Origin of the sequence: Aeromonas sp. s11, assembly GCF_040907945.1 — a bacterium.
In the GTDB taxonomy this organism is placed as follows: domain Bacteria; phylum Pseudomonadota; class Gammaproteobacteria; order Enterobacterales; family Aeromonadaceae; genus Aeromonas; species Aeromonas veronii.
This window is the reverse complement of sequence record NZ_JBFOCU010000004.1, coordinates 109,455-127,019: the sequence shown is the minus strand read 5'-3', so window position 1 is coordinate 127,019 and position 17,565 is coordinate 109,455. Positions and strand designations below refer to the sequence as shown.

At 62.2% G+C, this 17,565-nt stretch carries 12 protein-coding genes; 5 read left to right on the top strand and 7 right to left on the bottom strand.

All coding sequences use genetic code 11. The annotated features are described in order from the left end of the window. The first annotated feature begins 30 nt into the window (after positions 1-30). The 3 genes from folB to AB5Y84_RS00655 all read left to right on the top strand — a co-directional run bounded on the left by folB (position 31) and on the right by AB5Y84_RS00655 (position 1,526). Positions 31-402, top strand: a complete 372-nt coding sequence (folB, locus tag AB5Y84_RS00665) for a dihydroneopterin aldolase (RefSeq protein ID WP_335820108.1) — start codon at positions 31-33, stop codon at positions 400-402. Continuing rightward, positions 402-911 carry a 2-amino-4-hydroxy-6-hydroxymethyldihydropteridine diphosphokinase gene (gene folK / locus AB5Y84_RS00660; protein ID WP_335820107.1) on the top strand — a complete coding sequence of 170 codons (510 nt, stop codon included), beginning with the start codon at positions 402-404 and terminating at the stop codon, positions 909-911. The genes folB and folK overlap by 1 nt, the downstream gene beginning before the upstream one ends. A gap of 126 nt (positions 912-1,037) precedes the next feature. Next, entirely contained in the window at positions 1,038-1,526 is a 489-nt protein-coding gene (locus tag AB5Y84_RS00655) for a YbaK/EbsC family protein (RefSeq protein ID WP_005336108.1), read from the top strand. On the opposite strand, the gene mdtD is transcribed toward AB5Y84_RS00655, so the two are convergent. Further along, the gene (gene mdtD / locus AB5Y84_RS00650) at positions 1,498-2,913 is read right to left on the bottom strand and encodes a multidrug transporter subunit MdtD (RefSeq protein WP_368176171.1); all 1,416 of its coding nucleotides are present in this window, start codon (positions 2,911-2,913) and stop codon (positions 1,498-1,500) included. The genes AB5Y84_RS00655 and mdtD overlap by 29 nt on opposite strands. Positions 2,914-2,924: 11 nt before the next feature. Further along, complete coding sequence (locus AB5Y84_RS00645; protein WP_005355070.1) at positions 2,925-3,533, bottom strand: TetR/AcrR family transcriptional regulator; 609 nt, start codon at positions 3,531-3,533, stop codon at positions 2,925-2,927. A gap of 90 nt (positions 3,534-3,623) precedes the next feature. On the opposite strand from AB5Y84_RS00645, the gene AB5Y84_RS00640 reads away from it, so the two are divergent. Further along, positions 3,624-4,724: an efflux RND transporter periplasmic adaptor subunit gene (locus AB5Y84_RS00640; protein ID WP_201905163.1), complete on the top strand. Its 1,101-nt coding sequence runs from the start codon at positions 3,624-3,626 to the stop codon at positions 4,722-4,724. Beyond that, positions 4,721-7,828, top strand: a complete 3,108-nt coding sequence (locus AB5Y84_RS00635; RefSeq protein ID WP_368176170.1) for an efflux RND transporter permease subunit — start codon at positions 4,721-4,723, stop codon at positions 7,826-7,828. The genes AB5Y84_RS00640 and AB5Y84_RS00635 overlap by 4 nt, the downstream gene beginning before the upstream one ends. Here the strand turns inward: AB5Y84_RS00635 and AB5Y84_RS00630 are convergent. The 5 genes from AB5Y84_RS00630 to AB5Y84_RS00610 form a co-directional block, all read right to left on the bottom strand. Then, positions 7,813-8,940 carry a GTP-binding protein gene (locus tag AB5Y84_RS00630; RefSeq protein ID WP_258721559.1) on the bottom strand — a complete coding sequence of 376 codons (1,128 nt, stop codon included), beginning with the start codon at positions 8,938-8,940 and terminating at the stop codon, positions 7,813-7,815. The two genes, AB5Y84_RS00635 and AB5Y84_RS00630, sit on opposite strands and share 16 nt — an antisense overlap. Positions 8,941-8,949: 9 nt before the next feature. Beyond that, a complete protein-coding gene (locus tag AB5Y84_RS00625; RefSeq protein WP_258721558.1) occupies positions 8,950-10,344 on the bottom strand; it encodes a D-arabinono-1,4-lactone oxidase in 1,395 nt (464 codons plus the stop codon). Between the two features lie 162 nt (positions 10,345-10,506). After that, the gene (locus tag AB5Y84_RS00620; protein ID WP_368176169.1) at positions 10,507-12,093 is read right to left on the bottom strand and encodes an EAL domain-containing protein; all 1,587 of its coding nucleotides are present in this window, start codon (positions 12,091-12,093) and stop codon (positions 10,507-10,509) included. 280 nt (positions 12,094-12,373) lie between these two features. Next, complete coding sequence (gene acnB / locus AB5Y84_RS00615; protein WP_368176168.1) at positions 12,374-14,971, bottom strand: bifunctional aconitate hydratase 2/2-methylisocitrate dehydratase; 2,598 nt, start codon at positions 14,969-14,971, stop codon at positions 12,374-12,376. 230 nt (positions 14,972-15,201) lie between these two features. Beyond that, positions 15,202-17,463, bottom strand: coding sequence for a patatin-like phospholipase family protein (locus AB5Y84_RS00610; protein ID WP_368176167.1), 2,262 nt, complete (start codon positions 17,461-17,463; stop codon positions 15,202-15,204). Positions 17,464-17,565 lie beyond the last annotated feature (102 nt).

Genomic DNA, 17,565 nt, shown 5'->3' with positions numbered 1-17,565 from the left:
GCCCATCAAGAGTAAAGAAGAAGTACAGTCATGGACAAGGTGTTTATTCGCGGACTCGAAGTTTTGACCACCATCGGTGTATATGAGTGGGAGAAGGGCATTCGCCAAAAGCTCCGTTTTGACCTCGAGATGGGGTTCGACAATCGCCCCGCGGCAGCAACCGACGACATCAATCTGGCACTGGATTATGCCGACCTCTCCAACAAGATTTGCGAGCATGTCACCGGCAAAGTCGTCGAACTGGTCGAGACCATGGCCGAGCAGGTTGCCATGCTGGTGCTCGCCGACGAGCGGGTACAGTGGGTCAAGGTGACCCTTACCAAGCCGAGCGCCGTGCCCAATGCCGCCGGAGTCGGCGTCGAGATCCTGCGCCATCGCACGCCGGCCGCGAGCAGCAACTGATGACCACCATCTATATCAGCCTCGGCTCCAACATCGAGCGGGATCGCCATATCCGCGCCGGGCTCGATGCCCTGCACGCCGAATTTGGCGAGCTGCGGGTCTCCCGGGTATTCGAAAGCGAGGCCATCGGCTTCAACGGCCGCCCCTTCTACAACCTGGTGGCGGCAGCCGAGACCGATCTGCCACTGGCCACCGTCTGCCAGCGACTGCGGGCCATGGAGTTCGCCCACGGCCGCGAGCCGGATGCCAAGAAGTTCGCCCCGCGCACCCTGGATCTCGATCTGCTGCTCTATGGCGATCTGGTCTGCGACACCCCGCTGGTGCTGCCGCGTGGTGAAGTGCTCACCAACGCCTTCGTGCTCTGGCCACTGGCCGAGCTGGCCCCCAAACTGCGCCACCCCGTCGATGGCCGCACCATGGGCGAGCTGTGGCAAGCCTATGACAAGGCCTCCCAGCAGCTGTGCCCCATTCCCTTTCACTGGGAAGCGTGCGAATTGCAGCATCACTGATCCGCAAGGGCGCCTCACGGCGCCCTTGTTGTTTTCACGGACAGAGTTGCTTATCACGGATAAGAAAGTGTCATTGGGCCTGACCCTGCGAGGCTGGCAGGATAGCGCCCACTACAGGAGAACCCCATGCCACTCGATACCATTCACCATTTCAACTGCCAGCTACTGGCCGAACTGCCCCACCAGCGCTATGAGCATGAACCCATCCTCGACTACGCCACCGATGAAAAGGTCAAAGCCCGCCTCGGCTGGCAGGCGGAGTTCAGCAAGACCCTGTTTCTCAAGTTCAAGGATGGCCGCTTCGCCCTGCTGCTGACTCACAGGGACGGACGGCTCGACAACAAGGCGGTCAAGGCTGCGCTCGGCGCCAAGCCCTCCATCTGCACCGCCGAAGAGATGCAGGCGGAGATCGGCTGCCTGCCGGGGGCGGTCTGCCCCTTCCTGCCCCGCGCCGATATTCCGCTACTGGTGGATCCGCAACTGCTCAACCACACCGCCTTCACCTGGACTCCGGGCCACCCGGAGCAGACCTTTCTGCTGGCGACCGAGCATCTGGCCGAGGTACTGGCGCAGCTCCCCTGCGAGGTCAGCTATCTGCCCGCCCCGACGGCGTAGCCCCATCGCGCGCCAGCTGGGCGAAGATCAGCGCCGCCAGCATGGAGAGCAGCCCGACACAGAGGTAGGTAAGGTGGAACCCGGCCAGCCACTGACCCTCGGCCACTAAGGTGCCCGCTGAGGTACCCGCCGAGAAGAGCCCGAGCAGGCTGGCGGCAATCGCCACCCCCAAACTCATGGAGAGTTGCATCACCACCGAGAGCAGACCGTTGCCACTGCTGGCCAGGGTCGGACTGAGATCTTGCAGCGTGAGAGTGTTCATGGCGGAGAACTGCAGCGAGTTGATGGCGCCGAAGATCGCCAGCCAGCCCAGCAAGACCCCGTAGGGGAGCTGGTTGTCGATAAAGTAGAAGCTGGCGATCATCGCCCCCAGTAGCAGGGTGTTGCCGATCAGGATGCGGCGATAGCCCACCTTCGGAATAAGCTTGTTCACCAGCGTCTTGGTCAGCATGGCGCCAATCACGGTGGGGATCATGGTCATCCCCGCCTTGCTCGGGGAGAAACCGAGCCCCAGTTGCAGAAACAGCGGAGTGAGGAAAGGCATGGCGCCGCTGCCGAGGCGGGCAAACAGGTTGCCCCAGATGCCGATGGCAAAGGTGGTGGTCTTGAACAGGTTCAGGCTAAAGAGCGGCTGCGGTGCATTGGCGGCATAGAGCCAGTAGCTCGCCATCGCCGCCAAGCCGAAGATCAGCGCAAACAGCGCCCAACCGGTGGAGATGCTGTGCTCCCCCAGCCCCTGCAAGCCGACCGACACCAGCACCATGCCGACGCTGAACATCACAAAGCCCTGCCAGTCGAACCGGGCGGTCTGCTGCCGCAGCTCCGGCATAAAGTGCCAGCTGGCGATAAAGCCGAGCAGCCCCACCGGCAGGTTGATGAGAAATACCCAGTGCCAGCTCGCCACTTCCACCAGCCAGCCACCGAGTGCCGGCCCCATCAGCGGGCCGAGCAGCCCCGGGATGGTGACAAACGACATCACCCGCAGCAGCTCGTGCTTGTCATAGACCCGCAGCACCGCCAACCGTCCTACCGGCATCAGCAGCGCACCGCCAATCCCCTGAAGCACCCGGGCGGCCACCAGCATGGAGAGCGAATTGGAGGCGGCACAGGCGAGCGAGCCGAGGGTAAAGAGCGAGATGGCGGCCAGATAGATACGGCGGGTGCCGAATCTGTCAGCCAGCCAGCCGGAAGCCGGGATCAGCAACGCCACCGTCAACATGTAGGCAATGATCACCGACTGCATCTGCAGCGGGCTCTCCCCCAAGGTCTCGGCCATGCTGGGCAGGGCGGTGTTGAGAATGGTGCCATCCAGCGCCTGCATAAAGAAACCGACCGCCGCCAGCAGGGGCAGCCACTTGCGCTGGGCATCTGTCACTGTGTGGCTCATTGCCACCTCCATTATTTTTGCGGGGGAGCGGCGGCGGTCAGGAAGAGATCGACACAACTCAGGGTCCAGGCATCCTGCTCGGCAGCGCTCTGGGTCAACGGCAGACCCAGCTCACGGAGCATGCGCTCCTTGCCCTGCCACATCAGCAACAGCTGCAAGGCGGCCTGTTCGCTGTCTTGATGGCACAGCAGGCCTTGCTGCTTCTGCTGCTCCAGCCAGTTGGACAGCATCTCGGTCACGTAGAGCGGGCCCGCCTCGAAAAAAAGGGTGGCCAGCTGGGCATCGTTGCAGCTGATGCAGGTGCGAAAGATATTGATGGCATCATCGCTCAGGATCAACTTGCGAAAGCTGCGACCAAAGGCAATCAGGCTCTCCCGCACATTGTTGCCACGCAACAATACCTCCGGCATCAGCTCGCTGCTGACGCACTTGCTGCCCACCGCTTCGGCAAACAGCGACTCCTTGTTGGCAAAATGGCTGTAGACCGTCTGCTTGGAGACGCCCGCTTCACTGGCCACCATGTCCATGCTGACCAGATGCAGACCGTGCTGACAGAAGAGCCGCCCGGCAGCATCGAGGATCGCAGCCCGCTTCTGCTGACTACGGGGTGAAATGTTCATTTTTCCTCCACAATCAAACTGGACAGTCTAGTTTCGAAAAACTAGACTCACCGGTGTGATTTGATGTTATGTCAACCAGAGGATGATGTCATGACACTTTGCTTAATCCTGCTGGCGCTGTTACTGAGTGGCTGCAGCCCGGTCACAGAGTCAGAAGAAACACCCGCCCTGACCCGGGTGATCGCCCAGCCACTGCAAGCCAGCGATCACTACCCGGTGCTACACCGCTTCAATGGCAGGGTGATCGCCCCCGAGCACAGCCAGATAGGCTTCGAGCTGGCAGGGCGGATCGCCACCCTGCACAAGGGACGGGGAGAGCCGGTCGCGGCTGGCGAACTGCTCGCCACACTGGATACCCGGCTGCTGGCAGTGGAAGCCAAAGAGCTGGCCGCCCGGGCCGCCCAGAACGAGGCCGAGCTGACCCTTGCCCGACAGACGCTCGAACGACTCACCGCCCTGCGCCAGCAGCAGTTCAGCTCCCGTCAGGCGCTGGATGAACAGCAAGGCAAAGTCCGCATGCTGGAGGCAAGCGCCAACCAGCTGGCCGCCGCCCTCGAAGCCAACCGGGTCAAACAGGAGAAATCACAGCTGCGCGCCCCCTTCAACGGGATCGTAGTCAGCCGCGAGCAGGCATTGGGGGCCGTGGTGGCCGCAGGCCAGCCTCTCTTCTCCCTGACCCGCAGCGGCCAGTGGGAGGCCGATATCGGCGTGCCGGTGAAACAGGCCGAGTCCCTGATCGTCGGCCAACACTACCCCCTGCAAAGCGGGGAGCAATCACTGGAGGGGCGCCTGCTTAATCTGGGGGTACAAGTGGACGGGCAGACCCACACCCGCACCGCCCGCTTCCAGCTGACCCGGGGCGGCGAACAACTGGCAGAGGGGCAACTGATCACCCTGTTGCATCAGACCCGCGAGCCCACCCGTGCTTACGAGGTGCCGCTCACCGCGCTGACCCAGGGATTGCGCGGCAGCTGGACCCTCTATCTGCTCAACGACGAAACGCCACCCCGAGTGGTCAGTCGGGACGTCACCCTGCTGCAGCAAGATGGCGAACGAGCCTGGATAAGTGGTGCCCTGAACGGACAGGAACAGCTGGTGACCGATGGCCTGCATAAACTGGTGCCGGGCCAGCAGGTCACCCTGACAACCAGCGTGGATCAGCAGGCGGCGCATCCGGAGCCACAGTCATGATCCGCCCGTTTATCGAGAATGGCCGCCTGCTGCTGCTGACGGTCGCGCTGCTGCTGACGGCCGCCCTTGCGGCATTGCAGACCCTGCCCAGAACCGAAGATCCCCAGCTCACCAGCCGCTTTGCCAGCGTGGTTACCCACTTCCCCGGGGCCAGCGCCGAGCGGGTGGAAGCGCTGGTGAGCGAGCCCATCGAGAACCGGCTGCGGGCCCAGAGCGAGATCAAGCTGATCGAGTCGAGCTCTCGCCCCGGCCTCTCCATCATCAATCTGGAGCTCAAGGATGAGGTCAGCGATGTCGAACCCGTCTGGTCCAGAGTCCGTGACCGGCTGGCAGATCTGGCCGCCGGACTGCCAGCCGGCGCCAGTGCCCCCAAGCTGGATGACGAGAAGGGCTACCCCTTCACCCGGCTGGTCAATGTGGTCTGGCGCGGGCCGGGCCAGCCACAGCTGGATCGCCTCGCCCGCTACAGCGCCGAGCTGGAACGCCGGGCTCGCCAGCTGCCGGGTACCGAATACGTCGAGCGGGTCGGGGCACCGCAGGAGGAGATCGAGGTGCGGTTCGATCCCCTCGCCCTCAGTGCCAGCGGCATGAGTGGCGAACAGCTTGCCCAGGCGCTGAGCGGTGCCGATGCCAAAGTGGCCGCCGGGGAGTTGCAGGGCAGCCACAATCGCTTTCAGGTAGAGATCCGCGGTGCCCTCGATACCCTGGAGCGGATCCGCCAGATCCCGCTGCGTACCGGCGAGCAGGGCCAGACCCTGCGCCTTGGCGATCTGGCCGAGGTAAGACGTACCCTGCACCAGCCGGAGAGCCAGCTGGCCTTTGCCAATGGTGAGCGGGCCGTGGTGGTCGGTCTGCGCATGACACAGGATCACCGCATCGACCTCTGGTCGGCACGGGTCGACTCCATGCTGGCCCAGCTGCAACAGGACTTGCCGGATAATATCGGCCTCGTCACCAGCTTCGATCAGCAGCGTTATACCGATCAGCGGCTCGACACCCTGCTCATCAACATTGTGCAGGGTTTTCTCATCATAGTGGCCGTGCTGCTGGTGACCTTGGGGGTCAAGGCCGCCATTATCGTGGCCCTGTCGCTGCCGCTTACCGTGGCGTTCTCATTCGCCTGCATGAACCTGATCAATCTGCCCATTCACCAGATGTCGGTCACCGGTCTGGTGGTGGCGCTCGGGATCATGGTGGACAACGCCATCGTCATGGCGGATCGGGTGCAGTATCAGCGCCGCCACGGCATGGCCATGAGTGCCGCCGCACTGGAAGCCATCGGCCACCTCTGGCTGCCACTGCTGGGCTCCACCCTCACCACCATGCTCGCCTTTATGCCGATCATTCTGATGCCGGGCCCCGCAGGCGAGTTTGTCGGCGGCATCGCCTGGGCGGTGATCTGCTCGCTGCTGGGATCCTACCTCATCGCCCACACCCTGGTGGCTGGCCTCGCAGCCCGCTGGATTGGCAGTGATCAGGGGGGGCGCTGGTATCAGGATGGCTTGCACCTGCCCCGGGTGAGCGCCCGTTTCCAGCAGAGCATCGCCATGGCGCTTGCTCACCCATGGCGAACCCTGCTGCTGGTCAGTCTGCTGCCCCTGCTCGGTTTCTGGGTGGCGGGCCGCCTCACCGAACAGTTCTTTCCCCCTGCCGACCGGGACATGATCCACATCGAGGCCAGCCTCTCCCCACAGGCGAGCCTGGCGCGCACCCGCGAGCTGGCACTGGGGATCTCCGCCGAGCTGGCCAGCCTCCCCGAGCTGGTTCGTCAGGATTGGGTGGTGGGCGACAACGCCCCCAGCTTCTACTACAACCTGGTGCCCAGAAAACAGGGGCGGGCCGATTACGCCCAGGGGATGATCACTCTGCAGGATGCCGATGCCGCCGAGCGGCTCATTCCACAACTGCAGCAGCGGCTCGATGCAAAATTTCCCGAAGCGCAGATCCTGGTGCGCAAGCTGGAACAGGGGCCGCCCTTCAATGCCCCGGTCGAGCTGCGGCTGTTTGGCCCCGACCTTGAACAACTACACCGTCTGGGAGAGGAGCTGCGCAGTCTGCTCGCCAATACCCCGGCCGTGGTGCAGACCCGCGCCACCTTGCAGGCAGGGGCACCCAAACTCTGGTTGCAGGTCGATGAGGAGGCCGCCCGACTGGCAGGCATGAGCCTGACCGATGTTGCCTCCCGGCTGGCGGGCGCACTGGATGGCAGGTTGGGCGGCACTGTGCTGGAAGGCACCGAGTCAATCCCGGTTCGGGTGCGACTGGCCGAGCCCTTGCGTCAGGATCCGGATGCGCTGCTCAATGTGCCGCTATCGCTCACCGGCACCGGCCAGCAAGGGGCAGCCAATCTCACCTTGCGGGCGCTGGCCACTCCCGAGCTGCTGCCAAGCTGGGGGGAGATCAGCCGTCGGGATGGTGAGCGGGTCAATGTGCTGGAGGCCTATCTGGCGGTCGGCGTACTGCCGCAAACCGTGCTGGAGCAGGTCAAAGAGAGGCTGGCCGTCAAGGCGCTGGCGTTGCCGCCGGGCTATCGACTGGAGTTTGGCGGGGAAGCCGCCAAACGGGATGAATCGGTGGGTAATCTGATGGCCCATGTCAGCCTGGTCGCCGTGCTGCTGGTGGCCGTGCTGGTGCTCAGCTTCAACTCGTTCCGGCTGGCAGGCATCGTCACCCTGGTGGCGATCCAGTCGGCGGGGCTCGGCCTACTGTGGGTCTGGCTACTGGGCTACCCCTTCGGGTTTACGGTGATCATCGCCCTGCTGGGACTGATGGGGCTGGCCATCAACGCCGCCATCGTCATTCTGGCCGAGCTGAAGGCAGACCCGCTGGCACAACAGGGCAATCTGCCGCAGATCCGTGATCTGGTGGCCGGTTGCAGCCGCCACATCGTCTCGACCACCATCACCACAGTGGGTGGCTTCATCCCGCTATTGCTGGGGGGCGGCGGCTTCTGGCCACCCTTTGCCATCGCCATCGCCGGTGGCACAGCGCTGGCGACCCTGCTCTCGTTCTACTTTGTGCCGGTGGCGTTTGTGCTGTTCAACCGCCGCCATCCTGACCCGGTGCAGGAGAGCTGCAACGCGCAAGATCAGTTGTCGGGCTGACCCAGCATGGCTTTGAGCCGCTCTTCCAGAGTGGGCTCGGGGGCCTTGAGGGTCGCCATAAAGAGCTGCTCGATACCGGCCTTGTCCTGACTCTTGACGATAAACACCAGTCGGGACTGGGCCTTGCCCTCCGGCCAGTCACCCAATGCCTGCAGCGGATAGAGCTGGCCGTGGACGCCGTGGATCACCACCGGCTGGCTCTCCCCTTCCAGCTGCAAAATCCCCTTGAGGCGCAGCAGGGCATCGCCATACTGCGCCTGCACCGCATCGATGGCGGCCAGCAGACGAGAGGGCTTGAGCGGCTCGCCGATACGCAAAGAGAAACTCTCGATGTTGCCGTGCTCGAAGTGGGTGGGCGCTGCTGTGCCCACCTTGGCGGCGAACGGTTGCATCTTCGGCTGCATCGGTGACGCCAGCCCCTGCTTGGGGGATTCGGTGCGCAGCCAGGCCAGCAGCTGGCGCACATCGCGCCCTGCCGCTTCGTTGTAGACGCCGAGCTTCTCCAGCACTGCTGGCGACAGTTCACCATTGGTCACCTGCTGGATCGGGGCCGCCGGATTGAGTGCCGCCAACTGGGCTTCGACCCGTGCCAGCTGCTCGTCATCCACCAGATCGCCTTTGCTCACCACCAGCAGATCCGCCAGCGCCACCTGTTTCACCGCTTCATATTGAGCCGCCAGCTGTTGCTCGATATGGCCGGCATCCACGACGGTGACAGTGCCATCGAAGCGGTAGCGCTGGGCGATAAAGCCCTCTTCGCGCAGGGTAAAGAGCACGGGGGCAGGATCTGCCAGACCGGTGGTCTCGATAATCAGCCGCTTGAACGGTTTGATCTTGCGCTGGATGGCCTTCATAAAGAGCCCCTGCAACGCCTCCACCAAAGAGCCCTGCACCGAGCAGCAGATGCAGCCGGAGTCGAGCAGCATCACCTGCTCATCCACCTGTTGCACCAGATGGTGATCCAGCCCCACCGAGCCGAACTCGTTGATCAGCACGGCGCACTCACCAAGCTCCGGCTGCTTGACCCAGTGATTGAGCAAGGTGGTCTTGCCGCTACCGAGAAAGCCGGTCAGCAGGGTCACTGGGATACGGGTATCTTGCATATCGGTCATGTCAGATCCTTACCGGTTGGCAAACAGGTCGCTGAGCCAGCGGTTTTCAAAGCGGCCATAGGGGTCGAGCTCGGCTTTCAACGCCACGAAGTCGTTCCAGCGCGGCAGCAGGGCCGGGAAGTCGTAGAGATCCATCGCCAGATGTTTGCCGAAGTGGGGAATGCCGCCGAGCGGCACCAGCAGTTGTTGCAGCTCGCGCATCTGCTCCATGGAGCCGTTGACGAAGGTGCCGTCCGCCGCCAGATAGACCAGAAAACCGATCCAGCAGACCGGCTGGCCATAAGCGGCGCTGAGCCAGGCCTCAGAGGGGCCGGTACAGCGCAGGATAAAGGGGTAGTGCAGCACGCCCGGGTTGGCCTGCTGCCAGGCCTGCAGGGTCTCCAGTGCCTCGTTCATGCGATGAAGCGGCACCGCCACCTCACAGTTGATCTGGGGGGCCGGGATCCCCTTGCAGAGAATTTGGTAGACGTTGCCCACCAGATCGGAGGCATCCTTGAAGCGGCGTACTGTCTCGAAGTGCTCGCCAGCCAACGCCTCATCCTTGGTATCTTTCGCCATCTTCTGCAAAGTGGCATCAATGGTGGCATTCATGCGGGCGTCGATATCGCCATCCAGCAGCAGCGGCTCGCTGCCGCCGGCGCGGTAACGGGCCACCTCCTCATCGGAGGCGGGATCCACCAGCCAGATGTGGCTCTCGCCGGTCCAGGCAAACCACCAGCTCTTCACAAAGCCGTGCTCGCGGTTAAGCCGCTCGTTGTGCTCCAAGAGGAAGGGGTAATCGGTGGTGAACTTGGTGCAGCGCATAATGCGGTTGGGCACGGTGCGCAGGGTGACGTCGAGCAGGATGCCGAGCATCCCCATCCCCATCACGAAGGCGCCGAAGCGCGGGTCGGTGCGATCCACCCGGATGATGTCGCCACTGGCCAGCATCACCGTCATCGCCTCCACCGCATCGCAGAGGGCTGACTGGTGCAGCCCCTGGCCGTGGGTGCCGGTGCTGAGGGCGCCGCCCAGGGTCTGGATACCGATGACACCGGGGGATGCGGGCAGCATCCGCTCCATGGCGATCAGCTCGGCATAAACGGTATCGAGGGGCGTCCCCGCCTGATAGGTCACGGTATCGGCGGTTTTGGCCAGCTGACCGCGCAGGTGGTGCAAGTCCACCAGCAGTGCCTGACAGCCCTCGGCATAGACGCTGTGGATGGGTTCGAAGGAGAGGCCGGAGCCGATAAGGCGCAGCTTGCGCTCGGGGTGTTCCCGCAGCAGTTGCTGCAGTTCGTCGCGGCTTTTCGGGCGCCACACCTGATCCAGCGCCCCGAGGGGATTGGTTCTCGACCAGTTGAACAGCACCTCCCGATTACCGATCGCCTTGATGCTGTGAAATGCCTGGAACTGAACCGTCATACCGCGCCTCATCTCTTACTGACGTCAAAATGAGCGCTGATTCTACCGAAAAGCGAGCCGCAAGGCATGAAAAACAAGCCCCTGCACTCGAGGGGGGATAGGGAGAGAGCACTCCCCTACCCTGCCAGACGGGAGCGTGTCCGCCCGTCTGTCACCGATAAATCAGGTGGCGTTCGGGATGCCTCGCACCCCATCTGGCTGGCGGGTTTGTGCCTCTTCCGGCAGCAGCTCCTCGCAGAACTGGCGCAGCGGCATGGGGCGGGCAAACAGGTATCCCTGTAAATAATCGACCCCTTTGGCCCTGAGGTAGTCAGCCTGACGCTCGCTCTCCACCCCTTCCGCTACCAGCGCCAGACCGAGCCGGGTCGCCAGATCGATCACATTGTCCACAATATGTTCCGAGAGCGACTCGGTACCGATGCGGGCGATAAAGGATTTGTCGATCTTGAGGTAATCCACATGAAACTGCTGCAGGTAAGCCAGGCTGGAGTGGCCGGTACCAAAGTCGTCGATGGCGAGTTTGACCCCCATCTCGTCCAGCTGGCGGAACAGGGAGAGGGTCTGGGGATCGGACATCAACAGCTCCCGCTCGGTCAGCTCCAGCACCAGTACCACCTTGCCGGGGAGGAAGTGACCGAGAAAGGCGCGGCACTCGGCCAGCAGGGCAAAATCGTGACAATGGGCGGCGCTGATGTTGAAGCTGATATGAAACCCATCGGGCAACTGCTCCTGAGAGCGGTTCAACCGTGTCGCCACCTGCTTCATGATATGGGTGGTCATGGGGACGATCAGTCCCGACTCCTCCGCTTGCGGAATAAAGAGATCGGGCCGGATCACCCCTTCATTGACATGCTCCCAGCGCATCAACACCTCGGCGCCCATCATCTTGCCATCGTGGCTGGCAATCAGCGGTTGCAGATAGGGAACAAACTCCCTGGCCCGCAGGGCGCGTCGCAACTCATCTGTTGGCGAGCCGGGGCGCCCCAGCACCCACCACACCAGCCAGGCCAACAAAAGCGAGGAAACCGCCAGCCACGACAGCGCTACATGCCGCGCGGCCCACAGCGACTTCCAATAGACCGGCATGGCATAACCGGCATGGATGGTGAAAAGATAATGGGATGAGGTGAGGGCCTGGCTGATCCCGCGATGGAGGGTGGGCGCCTCGCTCAGATAGCGGCCAGACTCATTGAGCCAGGCCGACCCCACCTGCAGATAGAGCGCACTGGATTTTCCGCTCATGGTGAGCATGAAGCTGAGCTGGGTACTGTCGATGGCGCTCAAGGCAGCATCCTTGCCCCGCTCGGTGCGCACCACCAGCAGCGGGTGATTTTGCCGCACCCGGTTGCCACTCATCAGCAACAGCTTGCGGCCGGTGTAAATGGAGCCGTCATCGGCATCATTGGCCTCACCAAACAGCGAGGTGCAATTGATGATGCCGTTTCGCACCAGATTGACCGAACGCAGGAAGGGCTCGATGGCGACCTTCTTGCGCAGCACCAGCAGGTTGTCGTGACAGGGAGCATTCACCAGAGGCAGCACGGAGCGGTTGGCCTGCTCCGCATGATCCAGCATCGACTCCATCAGGGTTCTGGCCTTGTGGGCCGAGGCGCTGGATTCCGCTTTCAGCTCCTGCACATAATTGCTGTGGATGAGCCAAGCTCCCACCAGCAGCGGCAGGGTAAAGACCAGCAAGGCACCGCCGAAGCGTAACCCGGTTCGGGAGAGATCGATCCTGAACAGAAACATAAAGAACCACGCCGCAATTCGTCAGGCCTGCCAACGCAAGCACCCAGTGAACAGATATCCACTTTCCCTCGATAACGATGCCTCATCATTACCGCACATAACCGAACAACATAACCCAAAGCGTTTATAAAACGAACCACCAAACAGGTGGTTGGATCTCTCTAGCAAGGATCGTGCAAACAATCTTCAAAAAAGACCGTGAATAACACACAAATAAATAATGCCGCGTAAATACGCGGCATTATTGGCTTCTTATCGCGCAAATCGCGCAAGAACTCCGTTAAACGGCTTGCTGCAGGATCACCGCATCGGCCTTCTTGGTGTAGGAGGCGATCTCGTTGAAGTTGAGGTAGCGGTAAGTATCTGCGGCGGTGGCATCCAGCGCCTTGGCATACTGCAGGTACTCCGCCACGGTCGGGATCTTGCCGATGATGGCAGCCACAGCGGCCAGTTCGGCAGAGGCCAGGTAGACGTTGGCCCCCTTGCCCAGACGGTTCGGGAAGTTGCGGGTGGAAGTGGAGACCACGGAGGCCCCTTCCGCCACGCGCGCCTGGTTACCCATGCACAGGGAACAGCCCGGGATCTCGATGCGGGCACCGACGCGACCAAAGATGCCGTAGTAGCCCTCTTCGGTCAGCTGATCCTTGTCCATCTTGGTGGGCGGCGCGATCCACATGCGGGTCGGCAGTTCGCCCTGATACTTCTCGAGCAGTTTGCCGGCGGCGCGGAAGTGGCCAATATTGGTCATGCAGGAACCGATGAACACCTCGTCGATCTGGTCGCCGGCCACGTCACTCAGCAGACGGGCGTCGTCCGGATCGTTCGGCGCGCACAGGATCGGCTCCTTGATGGCGGCCAGATCGATCTCGATGATCTCGGCGTACTCGGCATCCTTGTCCGCTTCCATCAGCACCGGGTTGGCCAGCCACTCTTCCATCCCCTTGATACGGCGGGTGATGGTGCGCACATCGCCATAACCTTCGGACAGCATCCATTTCAGCATCACGATGTTGGACTTCAGATACTCGATGATCGGCTCTTTATCCAGCTTGATGGTGCAACCGGCGGCGGAGCGCTCGGCGCTGGCGTCCGCCAGCTCGAACGCCTGCTCCACCTTCAGGGTCGGCAGACCTTCGATCTCGAGGATACGGCCGGAGAAGATGTTCTTCTTGCCCGCCTTCTCGACGGTCAGCAGCCCTTTCTGGATGGCGGCGTACGGGATGGCATGGACCAGATCACGCAGGGTGATGCCCGGTTGCAGTTCGCCCTTGAAGCGCACCAGCACGGATTCCGGCATGTCCAGCGGCATCACGCCGGTGGCGGCGGCGAAGGCCACGAGGCCGGAGCCCGCCGGGAAGGAGATGCCGATGGGGAAACGGGTGTGGGAGTCACCACCGGTACCCACGGTATCCGGCAGCAGCATGCGGTTCAGCCAGGAGTGGATGACGCCGTCACCCGGACGCAGGGAGACACCGCCGCGGTTCATGATGAAGTCCGGCAGGGTGTGGTGGGTCTGTACGTCGATGGGCTTGGGATAAGCCGCGGTGTGGCAGAAGGACTGCATGGTCAGATCGGCGGAGAAGCCGAGGCAGGCCAGATCCTTCAGCTCGTCGCGGGTCATGGGGCCCGTGGTGTCCTGGGAGCCGACCGTGGTCATCCTGGGCTCGCAGTAGGTGCCCGGACGAATGCCCTGCACGCCGCACGCCTTGCCCACCATCTTCTGTGCCAGGGTGTAGCCCTTGCCAGTGTCGGCGACCGGCTGCGGACGGCGGAACACGGTGGAGAACGGCAGACCCAGCGCTTCGCGGGCCTTGTCGGTCAGGCCGCGGCCGATGATGAGCGGAATGCGGCCACCGGCGCGTACTTCGTCGATCAGCACCTCGGTTTTCAATTCAAACTGGGCCAGCACCTGGTCGGTGCCGTGCTTGCAGATCTTGCCCTGGTACGGGTAGATGTCGATCACATCGCCCATTTCCAGTTTGGAGACGTCCACTTCGATGGGCAGGGCGCCGGCATCTTCCATGGTGTTGAAGAAGATGGGGGCGATCTTGCCGCCGAGGCAGACGCCGCCGGCACGCTTGTTCGGCACGAACGGAATGTCGTCGCCCATGAACCAGAGCACGGAGTTGGTGGCGGATTTGCGCGAAGAACCGGTACCGACCACGTCACCGACGTAGGCCAGCGGGAAACCTTGCTCTTTCAGGGCATCGATGGTCTTGATGGGGCCGATGACGCCATCCTTGTCCGGGGTGATGCCGGGACGGGCGTTCTTCAGCATCGCCAGGGCGTGCAGCGGAATGTCCGGGCGGGACCAGGCATCCGGCGCCGGCGACAGATCGTCGGTGTTGGTCTCGCCGGTCACCTTGAAGACGGTGACGGTGATCTTCTCGGCCAGAGCCGGACGGGAGAGGAACCACTCGGCGTCGGCCCAGGATTGCAGCACCTGCTTGGCGTGGGCATTGCCCGCCTTGGCCTTCTCTTCCACGTCGTGGAAGGAGTCGAACATCAGCAGGGTGTGGGAGAGGCCCTTGGCAGCAAGAGGAGCCAGGGTCGCATCGTCCAGCAGGTCGATCAGCGGCTGGATGTTGTAACCACCCTGCATGGTACCGAGCAGCTCGACGGCTTCGGCGGCGGTCAGGATGGGAGAGTGGGCTTCGCCCTTGGCGACGGCGGTGAGGAAACCGGCTTTCACATAGGCCGCTTCATCAACGCCGGGAGGAATGCGGGAGGACAACAGCTCTTTCAGAAAATCATGTTCACCGGCGGGCGGGTTCTTGAGCAGTTCAACCAGGGCAGCGACCTGCTCTGCGTCCAGAGGTTTGGCAACCACGCCTTCGGCGGCACGTTCTGCGACGTGTTTACGGTATGTTTCAAGCACGACTAATTCCTCTTTGGTCTTTTTTTGGGGGTTCGCCCAAGCTCGCGGCGATCGTCCTTGCGGGACACCCCGTAGGGTGCTCCCCACTATATAAGTTTTAACGACTAATTAAAATCCAAACCCTGTTTACTTATTCACCACAAAATCGTAACCAATTAAACATGCTGGTGTTTTTTGAAAATTAATTGAACGCCCTCAACCAGAGTTAACAAATTGGCATCATTTCAGCATTATTCGAACGTACTGCCCAATTGCAGATAGAAGACGTCATTGCCCCCCTCCGCCATGCCGTAGCCGAGGAACACAGGGCCGAGGAAGCTCTCCACCCCGACATAAAGCGAACCGGCGGTGAAGGAGCTCTCCAGACTGATATCCTCACCCTTGTTCCAGACCCCGCCCTGCTCCAGAGATCCGCCCAGATAGAGCGGCATCTTGAGGGCACCGAAGTCGTTGTCCGCCACCCGATAGATGTAGCGCAGGCCACCAAACAGGCTGTAACGACCGCTCAGCTGGTAGCGCTGGAAGCCGGAGAGGCGGAACAGCCCGCCCAGATCCTGAATATGCAGCGGCACCACCTCTTCACTGCCCGAGCCACCCCCTTCGAGGATCAGGTTGAGGCTGTGCCTGTCCCATGACCAGGGCTTGATCATCGAGAGCTGATAATTCCAGCCTTCACTGCGGCCATCTGCCGACTCGAGCCCATCCACACTGACGTGGGAGTGGCCCAGTTTCATATCCCATTTCACCCCCTGATAGGGGAAATAGCGGCTATCCAGATTGTCGTGTTCAAAGCGGACATAGGGGCCCCACGCCGTGGCATCCATCTCCAGCCCCTTGAAGTTCTTCACATCAATCGTGCCCAGTTGTCCCTCCAGTCCCATCGACAACCGGCTCCAGGGCTGGCGGTTCCAGCCCACCGCCAGATCACCGCTGAAGAAGGAGTATTCGGAGTCGAGATAGCTTATCGAAACCGCCTCGGGATCCGGATTGGGGAAAAACAGGCGGCGCAGGGTCTGGTCATAGGCCAGACTCGCCTCACCATAGAAGGTCTGGGAGGGTTCGAGCGGGGTATAGAAGTCGGTCTTGATATGTTTGGCCGTGCCCAGCGACGCTTCGGTCAGCCACTCCGCCCCCCACTCGTTGACGTTGGTGAGGGTATAGGACATGCCGACGTTGTAGTTGGAGGTGTTTTCGAAGTCATCGGTGAAACCGAACTGGAAGTTGAGGTAGCCCGGCCCCCAGTTCTTCTCGCTGGCGTCCACCAGCAGCACGTTTTCCCCGTCACGCTCCTCCACCTCGTAGGTGATGCGATCGAAGGACTCAAGGGCATAGAGGCGGCGAATGCCCGCTTCCAGACTCTCGTTGGTCTGCACCTTGTCCGGCCGCACTTTCAGCATGGCGCGCACCGTCTCGTCGGAGAGGCGCGACTTGTTGATGATCTCCACCTTGTCGATGAAGTAGGCGGGCTGACCGCTACGCTCGGCACGGCGGCTCAGCTTCTGGTTGCGATAGGCGTTGTACTGCGCCTTGGTGAGCGACAGTTTATCGAGTTGCAACGACACCTTGTCAGCCGCCGCCTCACCGATCTTGATCCCCTCCGGCATGCGGGCAAAGTCGGCGATCCCCATATCGCCAAACTCGGGGGCGATCAGAATATCCTTCGGTCCCATCAGCGCCTTCTGTTTGTCAGTGCCCACCTGGGTCATGTAAGTAGTGAGCTGGTCGATCATGGCCAACCCTGACTTGAGGGACTCCCGGGTACGCAGCTTGGCACCGATATCCACCGCGATCACCACGTCGGCCCCCATCGCCTTGGCGACATCCACCGGCATGTTGTTGACGCTGCCGCCGTCCGCCAGGATGTGCCCCTCCCACTCCACAGGCTTGAGGGCACCGGGAATGGACATGGAGGCCTGCATCGCCTTGGCCAGGCTGCCGTGATCCAGCACGAAGGGTGTGACCGTCTCCATGTCGGTCGCCATGGCGCGGTAGGGAATGGGGAGATCATCGAAGCTCTCCTGCACCGGCAGGTTGGAGGTGGCCCCCCGCAGCAGGCTGGCCATGGATTGGCCCTGGAAGAAACCGTCCGGCAGCTGGGTGGTGTCGCCATTCACCCCGATGTCGGTGCGCAGCTGATACTGCTCGTTCTGCTGCTTTTTGCGCAGCGACAGCTCGTCGCGGCCCACCTTGTCCTGATAGCCCTTGTTCCAGTCGATGGCCAAGGTGGTGCGCTCCACCTCCTCGGCACTGAGGCCCATGGCATACATCCCCGCCACATAAGAGCCCATGCTGGTACCGACTATGATATCGACCGGAATCTGTTTCTGCTCCAGCACCTTGAGAATGCCGATATGGGCAGACCCCTTGGCGCCGCCGCCGCTGAGCACCACCGCAATTTTCGGGCGATCCCCCTGTGCCGCCACAGCCAGCAGCGGCATCGCCGCCAGCATCACCAAAAGCAGACGGGTCCATCCCGCACCTAAGCTGCGCATCATATTTTCCATATTATTCAGAGGGTCAGTCACCAAGGATGGCCTCTACTATAAGGGGCCCGGCAGTTAGCGCAACCGTCAATCCGCATCCCGCGAGTGCAG